The organism is Exiguobacterium sp. HVEsp1, from assembly GCF_002009685.1.
Lineage (GTDB): Bacteria > Bacillota > Bacilli > Exiguobacteriales > Exiguobacteriaceae > Exiguobacterium > Exiguobacterium profundum.
In genome coordinates this window covers 59,227-77,143 of record NZ_KV917367.1, presented here as the reverse complement: position 1 = coordinate 77,143, position 17,917 = coordinate 59,227, and the positions used below count along the sequence as shown (strand labels likewise).

The 17,917-nt window shown below is 48.0% G+C and carries 15 protein-coding genes, 3 tRNA genes, 1 rRNA gene, 1 other RNA gene and 1 other annotated feature (1 of these 21 cut by a window edge); of the genes, 15 read left to right on the top strand and 5 right to left on the bottom strand.

Translation table 11 applies throughout. The annotated features are described in order from the left end of the window. Positions 1 to 176 precede the first annotated feature (176 nt). Together rrf and guaB are read left to right on the top strand one after the other, a co-directional pair. Positions 177 to 293 (top strand): 5S ribosomal RNA (gene rrf / locus BV910_RS00410). 248 nt (positions 294 to 541) lie between these two features. Continuing rightward, positions 542 to 2,005: an IMP dehydrogenase gene (guaB, locus tag BV910_RS00405; protein ID WP_078145949.1), complete on the top strand. Its 1,464-nt coding sequence runs from the start codon at positions 542 to 544 to the stop codon at positions 2,003 to 2,005. 40 nt (positions 2,006 to 2,045) lie between these two features. Here the strand turns inward: guaB and BV910_RS00400 are convergent, their stop codons facing one another. From BV910_RS00400 to pdxR, 3 genes are all read right to left on the bottom strand, one after another. Beyond that, positions 2,046 to 5,468, bottom strand: coding sequence for an alpha-amylase family glycosyl hydrolase (locus BV910_RS00400; RefSeq protein WP_078145948.1), 3,423 nt, complete (start codon positions 5,466 to 5,468; stop codon positions 2,046 to 2,048). A 140-nt stretch (positions 5,469 to 5,608) separates the two neighbouring features. Continuing rightward, positions 5,609 to 6,229, bottom strand: coding sequence for a class A sortase (locus tag BV910_RS00395; protein ID WP_078145947.1), 621 nt, complete (start codon positions 6,227 to 6,229; stop codon positions 5,609 to 5,611). Beyond that, a complete protein-coding gene (gene pdxR / locus BV910_RS00390; RefSeq protein WP_078145946.1) occupies positions 6,226 to 7,629 on the bottom strand; it encodes a MocR-like pyridoxine biosynthesis transcription factor PdxR in 1,404 nt (467 codons plus the stop codon). Before pdxR ends, BV910_RS00395 begins: the two co-directional genes overlap by 4 nt. A 288-nt stretch (positions 7,630 to 7,917) precedes the next feature. Here pdxR and pdxS point away from each other — a divergent pair, with 288 nt between their 5' ends. From pdxS to BV910_RS00355, 7 genes are all read left to right on the top strand, one after another. Further along, complete coding sequence (gene pdxS, locus BV910_RS00385; protein WP_078145945.1) at positions 7,918 to 8,808, top strand: pyridoxal 5'-phosphate synthase lyase subunit PdxS; 891 nt, start codon at positions 7,918 to 7,920, stop codon at positions 8,806 to 8,808. Position 8,809: 1 nt separating this feature from the next. Beyond that, positions 8,810 to 9,388 (top strand): pyridoxal 5'-phosphate synthase glutaminase subunit PdxT, encoded by a 579-nt coding sequence (gene pdxT, locus BV910_RS00380; protein ID WP_078145944.1) that lies wholly within the window; start codon positions 8,810 to 8,812, stop codon positions 9,386 to 9,388. Positions 9,389 to 9,473: 85 nt separating this feature from the next. Further along, positions 9,474 to 10,721 carry a D-alanyl-D-alanine carboxypeptidase family protein gene (locus BV910_RS00375; RefSeq protein WP_078145943.1) on the top strand — a complete coding sequence of 416 codons (1,248 nt, stop codon included), beginning with the start codon at positions 9,474 to 9,476 and terminating at the stop codon, positions 10,719 to 10,721. An 18-nt stretch (positions 10,722 to 10,739) separates the two neighbouring features. Further along, positions 10,740 to 10,948, top strand: a binding site (T-box leader). 51 nt (positions 10,949 to 10,999) lie between these two features. Then, on the top strand, positions 11,000 to 12,283 hold the full coding sequence (gene serS, locus BV910_RS00370; protein WP_078145942.1) for a serine--tRNA ligase: 1,284 nt from the start codon (positions 11,000 to 11,002) through the stop codon (positions 12,281 to 12,283). A 138-nt stretch (positions 12,284 to 12,421) separates the two neighbouring features. Then, positions 12,422 to 12,512: transfer RNA gene (locus BV910_RS00365), tRNA-Ser, on the top strand. Between the two features lie 37 nt (positions 12,513 to 12,549). After that, positions 12,550 to 12,640, top strand: a tRNA-Ser gene (locus BV910_RS00360). Positions 12,641 to 12,669: 29 nt separating this feature from the next. Further along, positions 12,670 to 12,759: transfer RNA gene (locus BV910_RS00355), tRNA-Ser, on the top strand. Positions 12,760 to 12,880: 121 nt separating this feature from the next. Here BV910_RS00355 and BV910_RS00350 read toward each other — a convergent pair. Both BV910_RS00350 and BV910_RS00345 read right to left on the bottom strand, forming a co-directional pair. Continuing rightward, the gene (locus tag BV910_RS00350; protein ID WP_012727758.1) at positions 12,881 to 13,552 is read right to left on the bottom strand and encodes a deoxynucleoside kinase; all 672 of its coding nucleotides are present in this window, start codon (positions 13,550 to 13,552) and stop codon (positions 12,881 to 12,883) included. Continuing rightward, on the bottom strand, positions 13,549 to 14,184 hold the full coding sequence (locus tag BV910_RS00345; RefSeq protein WP_012727757.1) for a deoxynucleoside kinase: 636 nt from the start codon (positions 14,182 to 14,184) through the stop codon (positions 13,549 to 13,551). Before BV910_RS00345 ends, BV910_RS00350 begins: the two co-directional genes overlap by 4 nt. 121 nt (positions 14,185 to 14,305) lie before the next feature. Between BV910_RS00345 and tadA the strand changes: the two genes are divergently transcribed. From tadA to BV910_RS00315, 6 genes are all read left to right on the top strand, one after another. Then, a complete protein-coding gene (gene tadA, locus BV910_RS00340; protein ID WP_078145941.1) occupies positions 14,306 to 14,806 on the top strand; it encodes a tRNA adenosine(34) deaminase TadA in 501 nt (166 codons plus the stop codon). Positions 14,807 to 14,859: 53 nt separating this feature from the next. Then, an RNA gene (gene ffs / locus BV910_RS00335) (signal recognition particle sRNA large type) lies at positions 14,860 to 15,127 on the top strand. 94 nt (positions 15,128 to 15,221) lie between these two features. Continuing rightward, the gene (gene dnaX / locus BV910_RS00330) at positions 15,222 to 16,898 is read left to right on the top strand and encodes a DNA polymerase III subunit gamma/tau (protein ID WP_078145940.1); all 1,677 of its coding nucleotides are present in this window, start codon (positions 15,222 to 15,224) and stop codon (positions 16,896 to 16,898) included. Positions 16,899 to 16,912: 14 nt separating this feature from the next. Beyond that, complete coding sequence (locus tag BV910_RS00325) at positions 16,913 to 17,230, top strand: YbaB/EbfC family nucleoid-associated protein (RefSeq protein ID WP_012727754.1); 318 nt, start codon at positions 16,913 to 16,915, stop codon at positions 17,228 to 17,230. 22 nt (positions 17,231 to 17,252) lie between these two features. Then, entirely contained in the window at positions 17,253 to 17,852 is a 600-nt protein-coding gene (gene recR / locus BV910_RS00320) for a recombination mediator RecR (protein ID WP_012727753.1), read from the top strand. Continuing rightward, positions 17,849 to 17,917 carry the start of a YaaL family protein gene (locus BV910_RS00315; RefSeq protein WP_012727752.1) on the top strand. Its footprint extends 156 nt past the window's final position, so only the first 69 of its 225 coding nucleotides appear in the window; the start codon lies at positions 17,849 to 17,851; its stop codon lies beyond the right edge, outside the window. Before recR ends, BV910_RS00315 begins: the two co-directional genes overlap by 4 nt.

The window sequence follows — 17,917 nt, the reverse complement described above, 5'->3', positions numbered from 1 at the left end:
ATGAGATTTCCCTTTGAGCAATCAAGAAAGACCCCTCAGAGACGATGAGGTAGACAGGTCATGGGTGGAAGCGTGGTGACACGTGGAGCTGAATGATACTAATCGGTCGAGGCTTTGATCTAGTCTATGGTTTGTGTTGATGAATCCTCAGTTTTCAGGGAACAAGCCCTGTAGAGTCTGGTGGCGATAGCGAGACGGCCACACCCGTTCCCATGCCGAACACGGAAGTTAAGTGTCTCAGCGCCGAAAGTAGTTGGGGGATCTCCCCCTGTGAGGATAGGACGTTGCCAGGCAACAACGCAGGACGACTGAGCATACGCTCGGTCGTTTTTTTACGTTCATAATGAAACCGAACTCCAAGATCTACTGATCCATACAATGAAATTCCGAACAATTTGCATATAATTTAAGCCAATGAACACAATTCTGAACTTTCTGAACATCGGGAATTGAATTGCACTTTTGCGTTATACCTGTTACCATTACAGAAATATTTCGAAACAAAGATGTAGGTAGAACGAGAAAGGGGCCATCAATTTTTATGTGGGAAAATAAGTTTGCAAAAGAAGGTTTAACATTTGATGATGTATTACTCGTACCACGGTTTTCAAATGTTTTACCACGTGACGTTGATTTAAGCACGAAGCTCTGTGAAGGACTCGAATTAAATATTCCAATCATCAGTGCCGGTATGGATACTGTCACTGAAGCCCCAATGGCGATCGCTATGGCCCGTCAAGGTGGTTTAGGTGTCATTCACAAGAACATGTCGATGGAAATGCAGGCTGAGCACGTCGATCGCGTAAAGCGCTCAGAAAATGGTGTCATCACAAACCCGTTCTATTTAACTCCAGACCGTCAAGTATATGATGCAGAATACTTGATGAGTAAATACCGTATTTCGGGCGTTCCAATCGTCAACTCAGAAGAAGAGCGTCAATTGATCGGTATTTTAACGAATCGTGATCTTCGCTTCATCAAAGACTATTCGACGGTAATCAAAGATGTCATGACGACAGAGAACCTCATCACAGCAAAAGTCGGTACATCACTTGAAGAAGCCGAGCGTATCCTTCATCAACATCGCATCGAGAAACTTCCACTTGTCGATGAGAACGGTGTATTGAAAGGTCTCATTACGACGAAAGACATCGAGAAGGTCGAACAGTTCCCGAACGCAGCAAAAGATAAGCAAGGTCGTCTTCTTGTCGCAGCTGCAGTCGGTGTGACGAAAGACGCGGCCTCACGTGCTCAAGTGTTGGTTGAAGCAGGTGTGGATGCACTAGTCATCGATACGGCACACGGTCACTCAGCTGGCGTACTTGAAAAAGTGCGTGAATTACGTGATATGTTCCCGTCCCTTCCAATTATCGCAGGGAACGTGGCGACAGCAGAAGCGACACGTGCATTGATTGAAGCAGGAGCATCCGTCATTAAAGTTGGGATTGGACCAGGCTCGATCTGTACGACACGTGTCGTCGCAGGTGTCGGTGTTCCGCAAATCACAGCAGTTTATGACTGTGTGACAGAAGCGAAAGAGCACGGTGTCTCAGTCATCGCTGACGGTGGAATCAAGTACTCTGGTGATATCGTCAAAGCGATTGCCGCAGGAGCCAACGCAGTCATGCTCGGAAGCTTGCTTGCGGGTGTGAAAGAGAGCCCAGGTGAAATGGAAATCTATCAAGGTCGTCAATTCAAGACATACCGTGGTATGGGATCAGAAGCATCGATGAAACGCGGAAGCCAAGATCGTTACTTCCAAGAAGCAGACAAAAAATTCGTTCCTGAAGGTATCGAAGGTCGCGTCGCGTATCGCGGTGAACTGGCTGACACGGTCTATCAATTGATCGGTGGTCTTCGTTCAGGTATGGGGTATTGCGGCGCTGCCGACATTCGTGCCCTTCGTGAAGATACACAGTTCATTCGTATGACAGGTGCTGGACTCCAAGAGAGCCACCCACACGATGTCAACATTACAAAAGAAGCACCAAACTATTCACGTTAATGAAAAAGCCGCCATCCTGTTCACTCAGGATGGCGGTTCTTTATTTGCGTTTCTCGACTAAAATGACAGTTCCTCCTTGATCTTGTGCAGGAAGTGAGACGGTCACCTTCCCGTCTTTTTGAACCGTGTATGACTTGCCGCTATAGCGGTCAATCAAAACGGTCTTCGCCTTGTACGACGTCTTAAATGAAACGGTTTGTGCTTTCTCTTTCGTGTTCAATCCGACAAGAACAGACTGTTTGCCGTAGGCCCGCTCAAAGATCGAATAACCAGAAGTAGCATTCACAGCGACGGATGAACGCGTTCCTTTACTGAATACGTGAGAATAGTCTGCACGGATATTCAATAGTTTCTGGTAATGCGTATGCATCGCTTTCCCTTCCCCTTTGACACGTGACCAGTCGAAGTCATAGCGGTTCTCGTTAAATTCACCTTTGTCCATATCCCCTGCATGTTTACCAGATTGTCCGACCTCTTCTCCGTAATAGATGACCGGTTGACCTTTGGCCGTAATCTGAAGGGCAGCAGCGACCATTTGCTTGCCTGTGTCTCCACCTGCACGCGAGACGAGGAATCCATCTTCGTCATGGCTACTTAAGAATTGTCCAAGTGTTGCTTCATTCGATAATTGGTTATTCCGGTATTGAAGCGCTTTTTCTACATCTTCAATGTTGCCGTTTACGAATCGCTCGGCCTGGTATTTAAAATCGAAGTCGAGCAAGGAATCCATTTGACCACTTCTCAAATAGCCGCCTGTGTTGTTGATGCTGGCACCATAGTGTTCGCCGATGAGTTTGAAATCCGGCTTGATTGTTGTCAGCTCATTTTTGAATGATTTCCACGTCGTTGAATCTACATGTTTGACCGTATCGACACGGAAATAGTCGATCGTATTTCCTTTTTTCGTTTTCGAACGTTTGATCCAATCCGTCTGCCATTTGACCAATTGCTCCCGCACGGCCGCTTCCTCGGTCTTGAAATCAGGAAGACCAGATAAGGACATTCTGAGGTCGTCCCCATCGACCGGATTCTCGCGAATCATGCCATCGAATACTTGTCGTTCTGCATCCGTCGGGAAATTCGTGACGGCTGAACTTGCACCTGGTTCCATGCCGTAGCCTGGATGGTTCAAGACGACATCGACCATAATTTTGATGCCACGCTTATGCGCCTCGTCAATCAATTTATGGAATGCGGCCATATCTCCAAGGTGTTCATCAAGTTTTTCAAAGTTTTTCGCCCAATATCCGTGATAGCCATATTGAGACCCATCTTTCCCATAACGCAAATCCCAATCGATGTTATCCACAATCGGTGTAATCCAGATTGTATTGATGCCTAAGTCGTCTAAATAATCGAGTTTTTTTGTGACACCCGCAAAGTCTCCACCATGGTACGATTCCAGATGGTCTTTATCATAGTACTCACGGTTCGGATTATCATTGGACACGTCCCCGTTATAGAAGCGGTCGGTTAGCATGAAGTAGATTCGTGCCTCATCCCAATCAAATGCTTGTTTCTCTTTCATCGATTTCGGAACGACACGGATGGTGGTCTTCGAGCGATGGACATTTCCATACTGGTCGACGGCTGTGACAGAGAGCGTCTTGTTTCCTGGTTTGATCGTATCTTTCACCGCAATGGTTTGAGCATTCAATGCACGGTCGATGTGCAACTTAGCGGGTCCTCCGAGAGGTCGTGCATCGATATAGAGTTCACGAAGCGTCACTCCCTTCGGTAAGGTTGGTTTTACCCGTAGGACGGCATTTTCTCTGGAGCTAATTGCTTTTGGACTGACTGAAGAAGTGAGTTTGACGGTCGGTTGGCGATACTCGATTTGAGAAGCCTCAAAGTACGGATCCTTCACTTCAGTCGTCACCCCGTCTTTTGTGACGAGGTACGTGTAATCATGAACGCCTTCAGGCAAACGCACTGTGTGGCGGAACCATTCGTTTTCAGGCTCATACGTCATTGGATAACTTTCATCATTGATTTTGAGTGCGACCTGTTCGATTTCATTCATTTTTCCGGATTCATAGAGTGCTACATCGCGGTAGAAGAAACTGATCCCGTCTGTACCGTACACTGGTCCGTTGACTGTCGGAACTTGATGGAACACACCTTTGCCGCTTTCGACGAGGACCTTCGTGACACGGTCTTCTCCGAGCGTGACGTATCTGTCTTCTCCGTATGCGTCCTTCACAGCCCAATCCGTTCCTTTTCGGATCACAAATCCGACTTTGGTGGCGTCTTGGCCAACGGGAATTCGGAAGATGGCCTCGTCCTCCGTGATGCGATACGGGTCAACTTGGCCGTCTTTTTTACCGGTGCTCCACGTCCACAAGTTCCAATCCGTATAATCTCCATCCGCGCGGACATACTTCATCTCGATATAACGAGTCGTTTCCCATGGATCGGCGAGCTTGGTTGCCGTTTTGAACGAAGTCGTCAAGGCAGGGAGTGACGTGTTGGAAATCATCCCTGTCACCGCATCCGCTGGGATGGTCGCCGTATATGACGTGTCGAGTGCGAGTGCCTCTTTCGGCTGAAGCGTCACGGTCGAACCGTTCGTTGTCACGTCGACCGGGATTTTTGTCTCTCCTTGTTGAAGCGTGGCTGCTTCAGTATCGAGACGGACAGGTTCGTTGAACGTCCATGTGATTGGGGTAGACACATCCACGTCGATCGAGGATGAAGCCGGGGTCACCGAAACGACCTCAAGCTGATCAATCGTCTCCACCCCATTTAACGTGAACGGGGCACTATATACGGATTGCGTCGACGGAGTAGCAGCGACGTTCCAGCTGTTCGCCAGTTGGTTGGCCGCGTTACTTGGAATCGTATCGAACGCACCATGCTCTCCTGCATTATTGCCGCTCAATACAGTCAAGGCACGAACTTGGTCTCCATTGTTTAGCCCGAGTAAGGATAATGGAATCTTTCCTTCGAATCCTTTCGTCCGGTCTACTGCGAAAGCCGCACCGTTCAATTGGTTCAATTGTAAGAGTGGGGTATCCTGTCCGGCCTTATAAAGGGCGGCCTCTTTGACTTTTTGATCGCCATCGACACGAACGAGAACATGATATTGAGGTGCCTTGTCGACGCCTGTAAAGTCGAATGGGTATCCGAGGGGATTTTCAGAGACGCCAGAATCTTCATCGTTAATTTGAAGGGCGATGTTAATGTATTGTCCGTTGTCGCCCCAATTCGGGACATTGTTCGCATCTACGTAAAAATAAAGATGTTGAGCATCGTTTTGTATGTATAAATCACCGACATCAAATCCTTGCCAACCCGTAGCCGGGGAAGTCGCAAGGGCTGGGGTTGAAGTCCAGTCTGTTTTCGATCCATCAATCGTCATCGTAGTCGGTTCGGCCAATGCGTTCATCGGGACACCGGCTTGAATGAGTAATGCTCCGGAAAGGATCAGCGTCGAAGCCTGACGAGCGGTTGTTTTTTTCATGAGGCACCTCTTCCTGTCAAATATATTTGCACACTTTTATGCAAACGTTTTCAAAAATAGTTTAGCGGAATTTGAAAGCGCTCACAATATGTTTTTGCAAAAATAATAAACCGCCTCTCCTATTTTGAAAGGAGAAACGGTCAAGAGGATGGAGCGACGAGCTTTCCTTTTACAATCAGGCGCTCTGTCGTATCGAACGTACACGTGATTAACGTGATGGTTGGGGTTGAGGTGTCATCTAATACATCGACTCGTTCAGGAGAGACGGTTTCAAGCGAAGTGACTACGTACTCGTACGTTTGCACTTCATCCTGAAGGTAGATCGTCGCACCGACCTCGATTTCATGGAGCGGTCCGAATAGAGCGGTCGCTCGTTGTAAATAGTGGCCGGCGAGCGCATAGTTCCCTTTGCCCATCTCTTGTTCAGGATGCATCGTTCCGGCGCCTACCGCGAGACTTTCATTGTCCAATCCTTTCATGATGGGAAGTTTCAGTGAGACATCGGGAATTGAAATCACGCCGATTGTCGGCAAATTATGAAACCGATTGCGCGCTTGTAGGACGTCCGATACAGAGAGTGGACTGACGGCTTTGAAATCATAACTTGGATCAAATTCGCTCTCTTCTTGAAATTTCATCTGTTCCACCACGTATTCACTCGTCGAACTGGCAATGGCATTTTTCCAAATCGGACTCGTCAAAAAGAGGATGCCGCTCCCAATGAGTAAAAGTCCGATGAGCCACCGGATACGTCGATTCATGACTTCCCTCCTTTTGAAACTTCCCACGCAAGCATCAACTGAACGATCACGTCAGGTAAAGTCGACTCCGGCAAATGCGCAAACCCGAATAGAAATTGCTTGTGGGAGTCCGGATGCACGATGCGATAGTCGTTCATGGATTTAATGGCGATTCCGGCGGATTCGGCGGACCGCTTCAATTCTTGTTCTGTTCGCTCGGTCGCGATGGTCAACACGACGTGCAATCCGGCACTTGCTCCGGTCACGGTGACGGTCGGTTCGAATGGTCGGAAGGCTGCGAGGACACTTTCTAACTTACGACGGTATATTTTTCGCATCCGGTTCAAATGCTTCTCAAAGTCACCGCTCGACATAAATAAGGCCAACGTCTGTTGTTCGAACCGGGGAACGCTACAGGTGAAATACTGGTGTCGTTCCCGGTAACGGTTTAACAAGGGTGTCGGTAAGACCATATAGCCGATGCGTAAGGATGGCATGAGAGATTTTGAAAACGTACTGATATAGATAACCCGTTCGTTCGGGTCCATGCTCTGCAGTGACGGAATCGGCTTGCCGCTATAGCGAAACTCGCTGTCGTAATCGTCTTCGATGATATACGTCTGATGGACGAGTGCCCAATTTAACAAACGTTGCCTTCGACTGACAGACAGGACGGTCCCTGTCGGAAATTGATGAGCAGGTGTGACATATAGTGCATCGATTGCATGACGCTCGAGCTCATTCACACAAACACCACTATCGTCTACGGGAATAGGAATCGATGTGCGTCCTTGTTGTTCGAACAACAATCGCGTGAGCGGATAACCAGGGTCTTCGATCCCGAAGATAGACGAGTCCGGTAATAGATTCAAGAGTTGTGGCAACAGCTGTTCCGTACCGGACCCGACGATGATCTGTTCTGGTGAGCACTGTACGCCACGGGAGTGATAAAGATATGTGGCGATTTCTTGGCGTAATTCTAGATCTCCTTGAACAGAACCTAACGCAAGTAATTCATGATTCACGTCATCGACGACATGTTTGATGTGTCGCTTCCATCGTTCAAACGGGAAGGCAGTCGTGTCGATTTGACTCGGGGAAACATCATAATCATATGTCTTTCGCTGAGGGGCTGGTGTGATGGTACTACTCGAGCGCCGGACGTACAGTTCCTCTTGAGGTAACACATAAAATCCTTTTCGAGGAATGGACTCGATGTATCCTTCGGCGAGTAACTGGGCATACGCGAACTCGACCGTGGTCTGCGAGACATCTAAAAATTGAGAGAGCTTACGCTTTGAAGGTAATTTGGTTCCTGTCTTTAACGTATCGTCGAGGATGGCATCCCGAATGTGCTTATACAATTGCTCGTAAAGCGGGATGGACGATTCTTGATCAAGCGATAAGGTAAGCATATCCATGGTGTGACGTTCCTTTCTTTACGAACCAAAAAAGAAGTAGAGTATAAACCCAAGAATAATGATGAAAGAGACAATCCCGGGTGTCCCGAATGAGGCACGATGACCCCCATCAAACGAATCGCGGTTTAACATACGTATTCCTCCTTAATACTTCAACAGGTTCGTGATAGATGAAATAGAGTCCTTTATTTAAAACTGACCACTTTAAAAAATGAGAAACTGACACTTTTAATATAGTCAATTCAACTTATACTAGCAAGTAGAACACGAATCAATGGAGGGATTTCAATGGAAAAGAGACAAGTAGGGACAGATAAAGTAAAACGTGGGATGGCTGAAATGCAAAAAGGTGGCGTCATCATGGACGTCATCAATGCTGAACAGGCGAAGATTGCTGAAGCTGCCGGTGCTGTGGCTGTCATGGCGCTCGAACGTGTACCATCAGATATCCGTAAAATGGGTGGCGTTGCCCGTATGACTGACCCGACAATCATCGAAGACGTCATGGGGGCAGTATCTGTGCCGGTTATGGCAAAATGCCGGATCGGGCATATCGCTGAAGCACGTGTCCTCGAGTCGATGGGGGTCGACTTCATTGACGAGAGTGAAGTGTTGACACCAGCCGACGAAGAGTTCCACTTGTACAAGCGCGACTATACGGCGCCGTTCGTATGTGGAGCACGCGACCTCGGTGAAGCAGCCCGCCGTATCGGTGAAGGGGCAGCGATGATTCGTACAAAAGGGGAGCCGGGAACAGGGAACATCGTCGAAGCGGTTCGTCATATGCGTACAGTACAAGCGCAAGTGAAACGTCTCTTGTCGATGAGCGTAGATGAGGTCATGACAGAGGCGCGCGACCTCGGTGCACCGTTTGAAGTATTGATGCAAATCCGTGAAGCGGGCCGTCTGCCGGTCGTAAACTTCGCAGCAGGTGGAATCGCGACACCAGCGGATGCTGCCTTGATGATGCACCTCGGGGCAGATGGAGTCTTTGTCGGATCTGGTATTTTCAAAGCAGAGAACCCAGAAAAATTTGCACGTGCCATTGTAGAAGCAACAACGTATCACGATGACTATGAGCGAATCGCACACTTGTCAAAAGGATTGGGTGAGGCGATGAAAGGACTCGATGTCCGCACACTCAAAGAAGAAGAACTCATGGCACCACGAGGCTGGTAAGATGGTGACGATTGGCGTATTAGGGATGCAAGGCGCAATTCGGGAGCATGTTCGCATGCTGGAAGCGCTCGGTGCCCAAACCGTTGTAGTCCGCTCGCTAGAAGACTTGCAAGCGATTGACGGACTCGTGTTACCAGGGGGGGAGAGTACGGCGATGCGGCGATTACTCGACCGTTACGGTCTGCTCGAACCACTTCGAGAGATGGAAACGTTACCGATGTTCGGCACATGTGCCGGCATGATTCTTCTCGCGAACAAAGTCGAAGGGTATGACGCCCACTTGAAGAAAATCCCGATGACAGTGAAACGCAATGCGTTCGGACGTCAGGTCGACAGTTTTGAAGTCGACCTTCCAGTGAAAGGAATCGATGAGCCAGTCGAAGCGGTCTTCATTCGTGCCCCACAAGTTGCGCGCGTTGAACCAGAAGTAGATGTGCTCGCTGAAGTCGAGGAAGCGATTGTGGCGGTCCGTTACAATCAGTATCTTGCTTGCTCGTTCCACCCCGAATTGACGGATGACCTCTCGTTACATCGCTATTTTATCGAGATGGTCAAAGCGAATCAGAGTCAACATGTATAAGTTTGAAGGACCTCGCAAAAAGGGGGTCCTTCAAACTTATTTTTTGTTACACTGAACAAAGAAGCGTACAGAAAGGGGAAACGATGTGAAGGCTCGTTATTTCATCATATTGCTCACAGTCGTATTCGTCATGCAGACCATCTTGCCATCGGCTGCCTCTGCGGCCGCTCCGAAAGTGGATGCAGCAAGCGCGATGCTTGTAGACGTGACGACAGGACAAGTTCTATTTGCCAAACAAGAAGATTCGATGCTTCAGCCGGCTTCAATCACGAAGCTGATGACTGCATTTTTGACGCGTGAGGCGATTCAGGCAGGGAAACTCAGTTGGACACAAGAAATCACACCGAGCGATGCTGCTTTGGCGTTGACGAGAAAGCCGGGGTTGGCACGAATCCCGCTGTTAAATAAACCATATACCGTCAAAGAATTATACGATGCCGCGTTGATTCGTTCAGCGAATGAAGCGGCCGTAACGCTCGGGGAGGCCGTATCCGGTTCGGAAGAGGCATTCGTCAAAGAGATGAATCGCCGGGCTGATGAACTCGGGATGACGCAGACGACGTTCGCGAACGCCTCAGGACTCGATTCTGAATCCGCTGGCCTACCGGGAGATAATTTGACGTCTGCCAAGGATTTGATGAAGCTCGCGATCGCGTATTTGACGACGTATCCGGAAGTGCTCGACGTGACGAAGCGGGCATACGTGGACGTCGACGGTGTTCGATTTGATGCGACGAATCGCATGCTCGCTAATCGTGACCTCGCTTATCCGGGAATGCTCGGATTCAAGACAGGCACGACGAATGAGGCGGGATATTGTTTCATCGGCGTATCCACACGGGATGGGCGTACCGTTTTGTCGGTCGTCCTCGGTGCAACATCGGACGAGGAACGTTATGCAGCAACGAAAGCGCTACATGATTATGCTTATGCGGATTTCGTCATGACCCCAATCTTGCGGATGGGGGAGATAATCTCCAAGATGGCAACGGTCTCTCAAGGCGAGGAAGAGCAAGTCGCGGTCCGAACGACGAACGACTTTGAGGTGTTGGTTGAAAAAGGAAGACCCGTACCGGAGCCCGAATATGATCTGCTTGATTTAGAGGCTCCGATTAAGGCTGACACACAGGCAGGCATGGTCACCATCGATTCTTCGGAGAACGTACGCTATTTAGAGGGAGAGGCTCCTCCTAAGATGGCACTTGTTACAGCGGAGTCGGTCGATACCGCCTCGTTCTTGACGAGAATAACGCGAGCTTTTTTGGATTTCCTCGATCAAATCCGACTCGCACTTGGAAAAATCAGTCTTGTCGAACAAGTTGAGATGTTGTAAAGTAAGATTAATTCAATGACAGATGCGATGATGAGAATAAGTACGTTACGTACGTCTACTGACAGAGAGCTAGTGGTTGGTGCAAACTAGTGAGATGACGTGACCGAATCGGCCTCGGAGCATTGACTTGGAAACAAGTCACGTTCGCACACGTTACGTGCATCGAGTGGCTCAAACATTTGGGCAACGAGGGTGGCAACGCGGATCCAAGGTGGTTCGTCCCTTTCCTACGGGAAAGGGACGTGCCACCTTTTTTATATGAAAAAGGAGGAATAGCAATGTTAGACATTAAACGTTTGCGACAGGATTTTGAAGGAATCAAAGAAAAGTTAGCTCACCGGGGGGAAGACTTGAGTGCACTTGACCGCTTCCCACAACTAGAGGAGAAACGTCGTGACTTGATCAACGAAGTGGAAGTGAAGAAAGCGAAGCGCAACGAAGCGACAAAACAAATCGCTGAATTGAAGCGGAACAAAGAAGATGCCGAAGGCCCGATCTTAGAGACACGTCGCCTCGGAGATGAAATCAAACTGTTGGACGAAGAGTTACGCGAAGTTGAGGCAGAACTCAACTTGATTTTACTCAGCATCCCAAATATCCCGCACGAATCAACACCAATCGGCGAAACGGAAGACGACAACGTGACGATTCGCGAAATCGGGACAAAGCCCGAGTTTGATTTCGAGCCCAAGCAACATTGGGACGTGATGGAAGACCTTCAAATCGTCGATGTCGAGCGCGCTGGAAAAGTAACGGGTAGCCGCTTCGTCTTCTATAAAGGATTAGGCGCTCGCCTAGAACGTGCCCTCATCAACTTTATGATGGACCTTCATTCAGATGAGCATGGGTACGCTGAAGTGTTACCTCCTTACATGGTCAATCGTGATTCAATGACAGGAACGGGTCAGCTTCCTAAGTTTGAAGAGGATGCATTTAAAGTAGCGGATACGAACTACTTCCTCGTTCCGACGGCTGAAGTACCGGTCACGAACATGCATCGTGAAGAAATTCTTCCGGAGACACAACTTCCAATCGCGTATACAGCATATAGCGCAAACTTCCGTTCTGAAGCTGGGTCAGCGGGACGTGACACGCGTGGGTTGATCCGTCAGCACCAATTCAATAAAGTCGAGCTCGTCCGCTTCGTAAAACCGGAAGAGTCTTATGAGCAATTGGAGTTGTTGACAGGTCATGCCGAAGAAGTCTTAAAACGTCTCGGTCTTCCGTATCAAGTGCTCAGCATGTGTACGGCAGATCTCGGATTCACTGCCGCGAAAAAATACGATATTGAAGTATGGATGCCGGCACAAGGGGTATATCGTGAAATCTCGTCTTGCTCAAACTTTGAAGATTTCCAAGCGCGTCGTGCGGGAATTCGTTTCCGTCGTGACGCCAATGCGAAACCTGAGTTTGTGCATACGTTGAATGGTTCAGGTTTGGCGGTCGGACGAACGGTCGCAGCGATTCTTGAAAATTATCAACAAGCGGATGGATCGGTCGTGATTCCAGAAGTTCTTCGTCCTTACATGGGTGGAAAAGAAAAGATTAAAATGCCGAACTAAACGCTTGAGCAGCCTCGATTTTGAGGCTGCTTAATTTTTTTAATGTTTTTTCACAAAAGGGTTTGACATCTGTCTCTTCAGTTGGTACTATAAATCATGTCGAGCGACACTGTTGCTCACGAATTGCATATGAGCTTTGGAGGTGTACCCAAGTGGTTTAAGGGAACGGTCTTGAAAACCGTCAGGGGTGTAACAGCCTGCGTGGGTTCGAATCCCACCACCTCCTCCATTTCTTTTTTGGAGGCTCACACAATTTTATATCTTTTGGAGGTGTACCCAAGTGGTTTAAGGGAACGGTCTTGAAAACCGTCAGGGGTGTAACAGCCTGCGTGGGTTCGAATCCCACCACCTCCTCCACTTTCTTTTTTTTACACTTTTTTAGGCCTGGAGTTGTACCCAAGTCCGGCTGAAGGGGACGGACTCGAAATCCGTTAGGAGTCGCAAGGCTCGCGTGGGTTCGAATCCCACCAACTCCGCTTTCAATCGGGCATCTGCAGAGGCAGATGCATTTTTTGTATCCACAGACATAAGCGCTGTGGATTTTTTTATGCACAAAAAAGAAGGATCACGCTGTCGTTGGCGCAATCCTTCTATTGATTATCTCACTTTTGCTTCGCGCGCAATCGTGAGTTGCTTTTCGATTTTCTCAAGAATGAGTTCAACTGAATCAGGGTCGTTGATGAGGTCGTACTCTTCAATCGAGAGACGCAATACCGGACACAGGTTGAAGTTGTTGATCCATTCTGTGTAGCGGGCGTACATTTCTTCCCAATAAGCGATTGGTGTTTGCTGCTCCATCTCGCGACCGCGCATCTGAATGCGTTCGAGTACTTGTTCGAACGAACCTTCGAGATAGATTAATAGATCCGGGTGCGGGAAGAACGGTGTCAACACCATTGCCTCGAACAAACTAGAATACGTTTCGTAGTCTGTTGGTGACATCGTCCCTTTTTCATAGTGCATCTTGGCGAAGATGCCTGTATCTTCATAGATTGAACGATCTTGGATGAAGCCGCCACCGTATTGGAAGATTTTCTTCTGTTCTTTAAAACGTTCTGCCAAGAAGTAAATTTGAAGATGGAAGCTCCAACGTTCGAAATCATGATAGAATTTATCGAGGTAAGGGTTGGTATCTACTTTTTCGAGAGACGTTCGGAAATTCAATGCATCGGCTAACGAATTGGTGATCGTTGATTTCCCGATCCCAACCATTCCACCGATTGTAATGATCGTATCGTTCGGGATGTTATATTTATCAATCAGCTTCATTTTATTTGGGCTCCTTTAGTTAATTCTAATTCACGCTCAATCGTTTTTAGGACATGAGTCAAGTCGTCCGGATTGTGTACAAAGTCGAGTTCATCCCCACTGAACGAGAGAATCTTCACTTCTGGATGGGCCGCGCGATATGATTCAACAAACGTCTCATAGTCGTGAGCAAGTTGTTCGAGGTAATCACGAGACATATTCTCTTCCACTTCACGTCCACGCAAGGCGACTCGTTTCATTAATGTCTCAATGCTGGCATGTAAGTAAATGACGACATCAGGTTTCGGCATATCATGTGTCAAAATCTTATAAATCTGCTCGTACTTGTTCAAGTGTGCCGGTTTCAGCGAACGGTGAGCAAAAATCAAGTTTTTGAAAATATGATAGTCCGAAACGACGGATTGTTGCTGACTCAAGTGGTGTTTGTGAATATCATCCAACTGCTTGAATCGATTGCACAAGAAGAACATTTCCGTTTGGAAACTCCATTCTTCGATATCTTCATAAAACTTGCCGAGAAATGGGTTCTCTTCTACAATTTCATTCAGCATCTGCATCGAGAAATGCTGACTGATGATATGGGCCAGTGATGTTTTCCCGACACCAATCGGTCCTTCTACCGTTATAAACATATGATGTCATCCTCCATTATCCAAAGTGCAAGTTCCATTCTAGCACACAATACGAGCGATATGGCGAGGGATTTGATTTTCATTTTTTTTCATAGTTTTAAATAAGAAATGAGGTGAATCGATGGAACGTGATGAACGATTTATGCAATTGGCCATCGAAGAAGCAAAGAAAGCAGAAGCCATCGGCGAGGTGCCGATTGGTTGTGTGATCGTGAAGGGAGACCAGGTGATCGCAACCGGGCACAATCGTCGTGAGACGGATCGATTGGCGGCAGCACATGCCGAGATGATTGCGATTGAAACGGCCAATGAGACACTAGAGAATTGGCGATTAGAAGACTGCGAACTATACGTTACCCTTGAACCGTGCCCGATGTGTGCGGGCGCAATCGTGTTGTCTCGCGTGAAACGTGTCATTTTCGGTGCCCACGACCCGAAAGGTGGATGTTGTGGGACGTTGATGAACTTGGTGCAGGATGAGCGGTTCAATCACCAAGCCGAAGTGACAGAAAATGTTTTAGCAGAAGAATGTGGACAGCTCCTAACAGATTTCTTCCGAGCGCTTCGAGAAAGGAAGAAACAAGAACGACTCAATCAGAGAGGTTGCAACCCAATCGATTAAACAGTATAATGTAATAGCACTCGAGGTAGTGCCTAATTTCATTTACCCATTTGCCGTGCTAGGTGGGGAGGTAGCGGTGCCCTGTCACTCGCAATCCGCTGTAGCGAGACTGAATCCCGATTCGAGGGAGTGCGCTGGTGTGGTCTGCCTTATGTAAGTGGCGTTGACGTCTGAGTCCTGCGCAACGGTCACCCATGAACCAGGTCAGGTCCGGAAGGAAGCAGCCTTAAGTGGTGACGTACCGTGTGCCGCAGGGGTGCTTGGGCTGAGCAAACTGCATGAGTAACGCATGTTGACGTGCTTTCAGAAATCGGTGCGCGGCAGATTTATTTTATAACTTCAATCTATGGCCCCCGGGCTGTAGATTTTTTTGTATGATGAGATAGAGAAGAACAGTAAGGAAGGAGGCGAACTCATGGCGTATCAAGCGTTATATCGTGTATATCGACCTCAATCGTTTCAAGAGGTCGTCGGTCAAGTCCATATCACACGTACGATTCAAAACGCTCTGTTAGAGGAGCGGATGTCACATGCGTACCTGTTTTCTGGCCCGCGTGGAACAGGGAAGACGAGTTTGGCGAAAATCATTGCCAAGGCAATCAACTGTGAAAGCGCGCCGACACGTGAACCATGTAACACCTGTCCGACGTGTATCGCCATCACGGAAGGGACGAGTCCCGACGTGTTTGAAATTGATGCCGCATCGAACAACGGGGTTGACGAAATTCGGGAGATTCGAGACAAAGTCAAATATCCGCCGTCCCAAGGGCGTTACAAAGTATACATCATTGATGAAGTGCATATGTTATCGACCGGTGCATTCAACGCGTTGTTAAAGACGCTTGAGGAACCACCGGCACATGCGATATTCATCTTGGCCACGACAGAACCACATAAAATTCCGGCCACGATCATTTCCCGCTGTCAGCGATTTGATGTCAAACGGCATGAAGTGAGTCAATTGCAAACGCGGATGGCCTATATTTTAAACGACCAAGACCATGACTATGACCCGGAAGCGTTGAAACTCATCGCACGTGCTGCCGATGGCGGGATGCGAGATGCCCTTAGCTTACTTGATCAGGCGCTCGCATTCAGTGATGGGCGGTTGACGGAAGAAGCGGTGTTAGAAGTCACGGGTGCCGTGACGGATGAAACGTTGCTCGACATGGCGTATGGTCTCCAGCGAAAAGAGTTAAATGCCATTTTGAGTACGCTTGAATTGATGTTACGTGAAGGGAAGGACTTGAAACGTTTCATCGAAGATTTAGTGTTCGTTCATCGGGATGCGTTACTCTTGAAAGCATCTCCACAAGCAGCTGACTTATTGGAACGTGCTCGTCCGACTGAAGAGTTTCGTCAGTTCGTCGAAGCGACTTCGACGGATGAATTGTTCCAGGTGATTGAAGAGCTCAATGATTGCCAACAGCAGATGAGGTTATCTAACCATCCGAAAGTGTTGGTGGAGTTAACATTCATCCGGATCGCGGAACAAGGTCGGACGATCAGTGAGCAAATGACACAACTACAAGATCAAGTGCGTGAACTGAGCCGTGAATTAAATGAAGTGAAGAAGAATGGTGTTGTCGTGACAGGTGGAGAAGCAGAAAAGCCGAAGTCTGCTCCGAAACGGACACAAATCCGGGTGCCGAAAGAACGGATTCGCCAACTCTTGCAACGGGCCGAACGGCAGCATTTGAATGCGATTCGCGACAGCTGGGGAGATATCATGACGAATATTCGGATACAAGACGGTCCGATTTTCGCTCTCTTCTATGAAAGTGAAGCTGTCCTTTGTGCAAGTGACACCTTACTGGTACAATTTAAAGATGGAATGACATGGCACTATGAGCAAGTGAGTTCGAATGGTCGTACGCGCGATGTGATTGAACAGGCGTTATTCGAAGTGACGGGGATTCGTCGCGAAATCATGGCGGTGCTTGAGACGGATTGGAATGAACTAAAAAATGAGTTCATCCTTCAAAAACAGGCAGAACGAACGGAACAAGTCGAAGAGCCGGAAACCGAGGATCCGCTAGTCGCACAGGCGATGGAACGTTTTGGCGATGTCGTTGAAATCGAGGAAACATAAGGGAGGCGCTCTGAATGCGTGGAATGGGAAACATGAACAACATGATGAAACAGATGCAAAAGATGCAAAAAGATATGGCGAAAGCTCAAGAGGAATTAAAAGAGTTATCGGTTGAAGGAACTGCGGGAGGCGGCATGGTGAAAGTTGTCGTCAGCGGTCATAAAGAAGTCTTAGATGTCATTATTGCGGAAGACGTTGTCGATCCGGACGATGTGGATATGTTACAAGATCTCGTCTTAGCAGCAATCAATGATGCAATGAAACAAGCGGATCAGCTTGTGAATGATAAGATGGGACGTTTCACACAAGGGATGAACCTCCCAGGCTTTTAAGTGAAGAAAGGATCGATGCGAGTTGCAATACCCTGAAGCCATTGGACGATTGATTGAGAGTTTTACGAAGTTACCTGGGATTGGACCGAAAACTGCGGTACGTTTAGCATTCCATGTATTAGATATGGAAGAAGATGATGTGTTGACGTTCGCGAAATCTCTTGTGAGTGCGAAGCGTGACATAAAGTATTGTACCGTGTGTGGCCACATCACGGATATTGACCCGTGTGCAATCTGCAAAGACTCACATCGGGATGAAACGGTAGTTTGTGTGGTTCAAGACTCAAGAGACGTGATTGCTATGGAGAAGATGCGGGAGTACAGAGGGAAGTATCATGTTCTTCATGGAGCCATTAGTCCAATGGAAGGGATTGGTCCAGAGGATATTAATGTTTCAAGTTTGCTGACGCGTTTACAAGAGAACGAGTCGATTCAAGAAGTGATTTTAGCGACCAACCCGAACATTGAAGGGGAAGCGACTTCGATGTATTTATCGAGACTACTCAAACCGACGGGAATTCGCGTGACGCGTCTCGCCCATGGTCTACCAGTCGGTGGAGACTTGGAGTATGCGGATGAAGTGACACTATCTCGGGCGATGGAAGGTAGAAGAGAGCTATGAAATGGTTTCGTAAGTCGTTAAGAGATGATTATGATCAACGACTACTGACTGAGTTGCTAGAAGCT

What these genes read in the sequence shown, in the direction of transcription:
- guaB (WP_078145949.1), top strand. Translation starts at nt 542, where the DNA reads ATGTGGGAAAATAAGTTTGCAAAAGAAGGTTTAACATTTGATGATGTA.
- BV910_RS00400 (WP_078145948.1), bottom strand. Translation starts at nt 5,468, where the DNA reads ATGAAAAAAACAACCGCTCGTCAGGCTTCGACGCTGATCCTTTCCGGA.
- BV910_RS00395 (WP_078145947.1), bottom strand. Translation starts at nt 6,229, where the DNA reads ATGAATCGACGTATCCGGTGGCTCATCGGACTTTTACTCATTGGGAGC.
- pdxR (WP_078145946.1), bottom strand. Translation starts at nt 7,629, where the DNA reads ATGGATATGCTTACCTTATCGCTTGATCAAGAATCGTCCATCCCGCTT.
- pdxS (WP_078145945.1), top strand. Translation starts at nt 7,918, where the DNA reads ATGGAAAAGAGACAAGTAGGGACAGATAAAGTAAAACGTGGGATGGCT.
- pdxT (WP_078145944.1), top strand. Translation starts at nt 8,810, where the DNA reads ATGGTGACGATTGGCGTATTAGGGATGCAAGGCGCAATTCGGGAGCAT.
- serS (WP_078145942.1), top strand. Translation starts at nt 11,000, where the DNA reads ATGTTAGACATTAAACGTTTGCGACAGGATTTTGAAGGAATCAAAGAA.
- BV910_RS00350 (WP_012727758.1), bottom strand. Translation starts at nt 13,552, where the DNA reads ATGAAGCTGATTGATAAATATAACATCCCGAACGATACGATCATTACA.
- BV910_RS00345 (WP_012727757.1), bottom strand. Translation starts at nt 14,184, where the DNA reads ATGTTTATAACGGTAGAAGGACCGATTGGTGTCGGGAAAACATCACTG.
- tadA (WP_078145941.1), top strand. Translation starts at nt 14,306, where the DNA reads ATGGAACGTGATGAACGATTTATGCAATTGGCCATCGAAGAAGCAAAG.
- dnaX (WP_078145940.1), top strand. Translation starts at nt 15,222, where the DNA reads ATGGCGTATCAAGCGTTATATCGTGTATATCGACCTCAATCGTTTCAA.
- BV910_RS00325 (WP_012727754.1), top strand. Translation starts at nt 16,913, where the DNA reads ATGCGTGGAATGGGAAACATGAACAACATGATGAAACAGATGCAAAAG.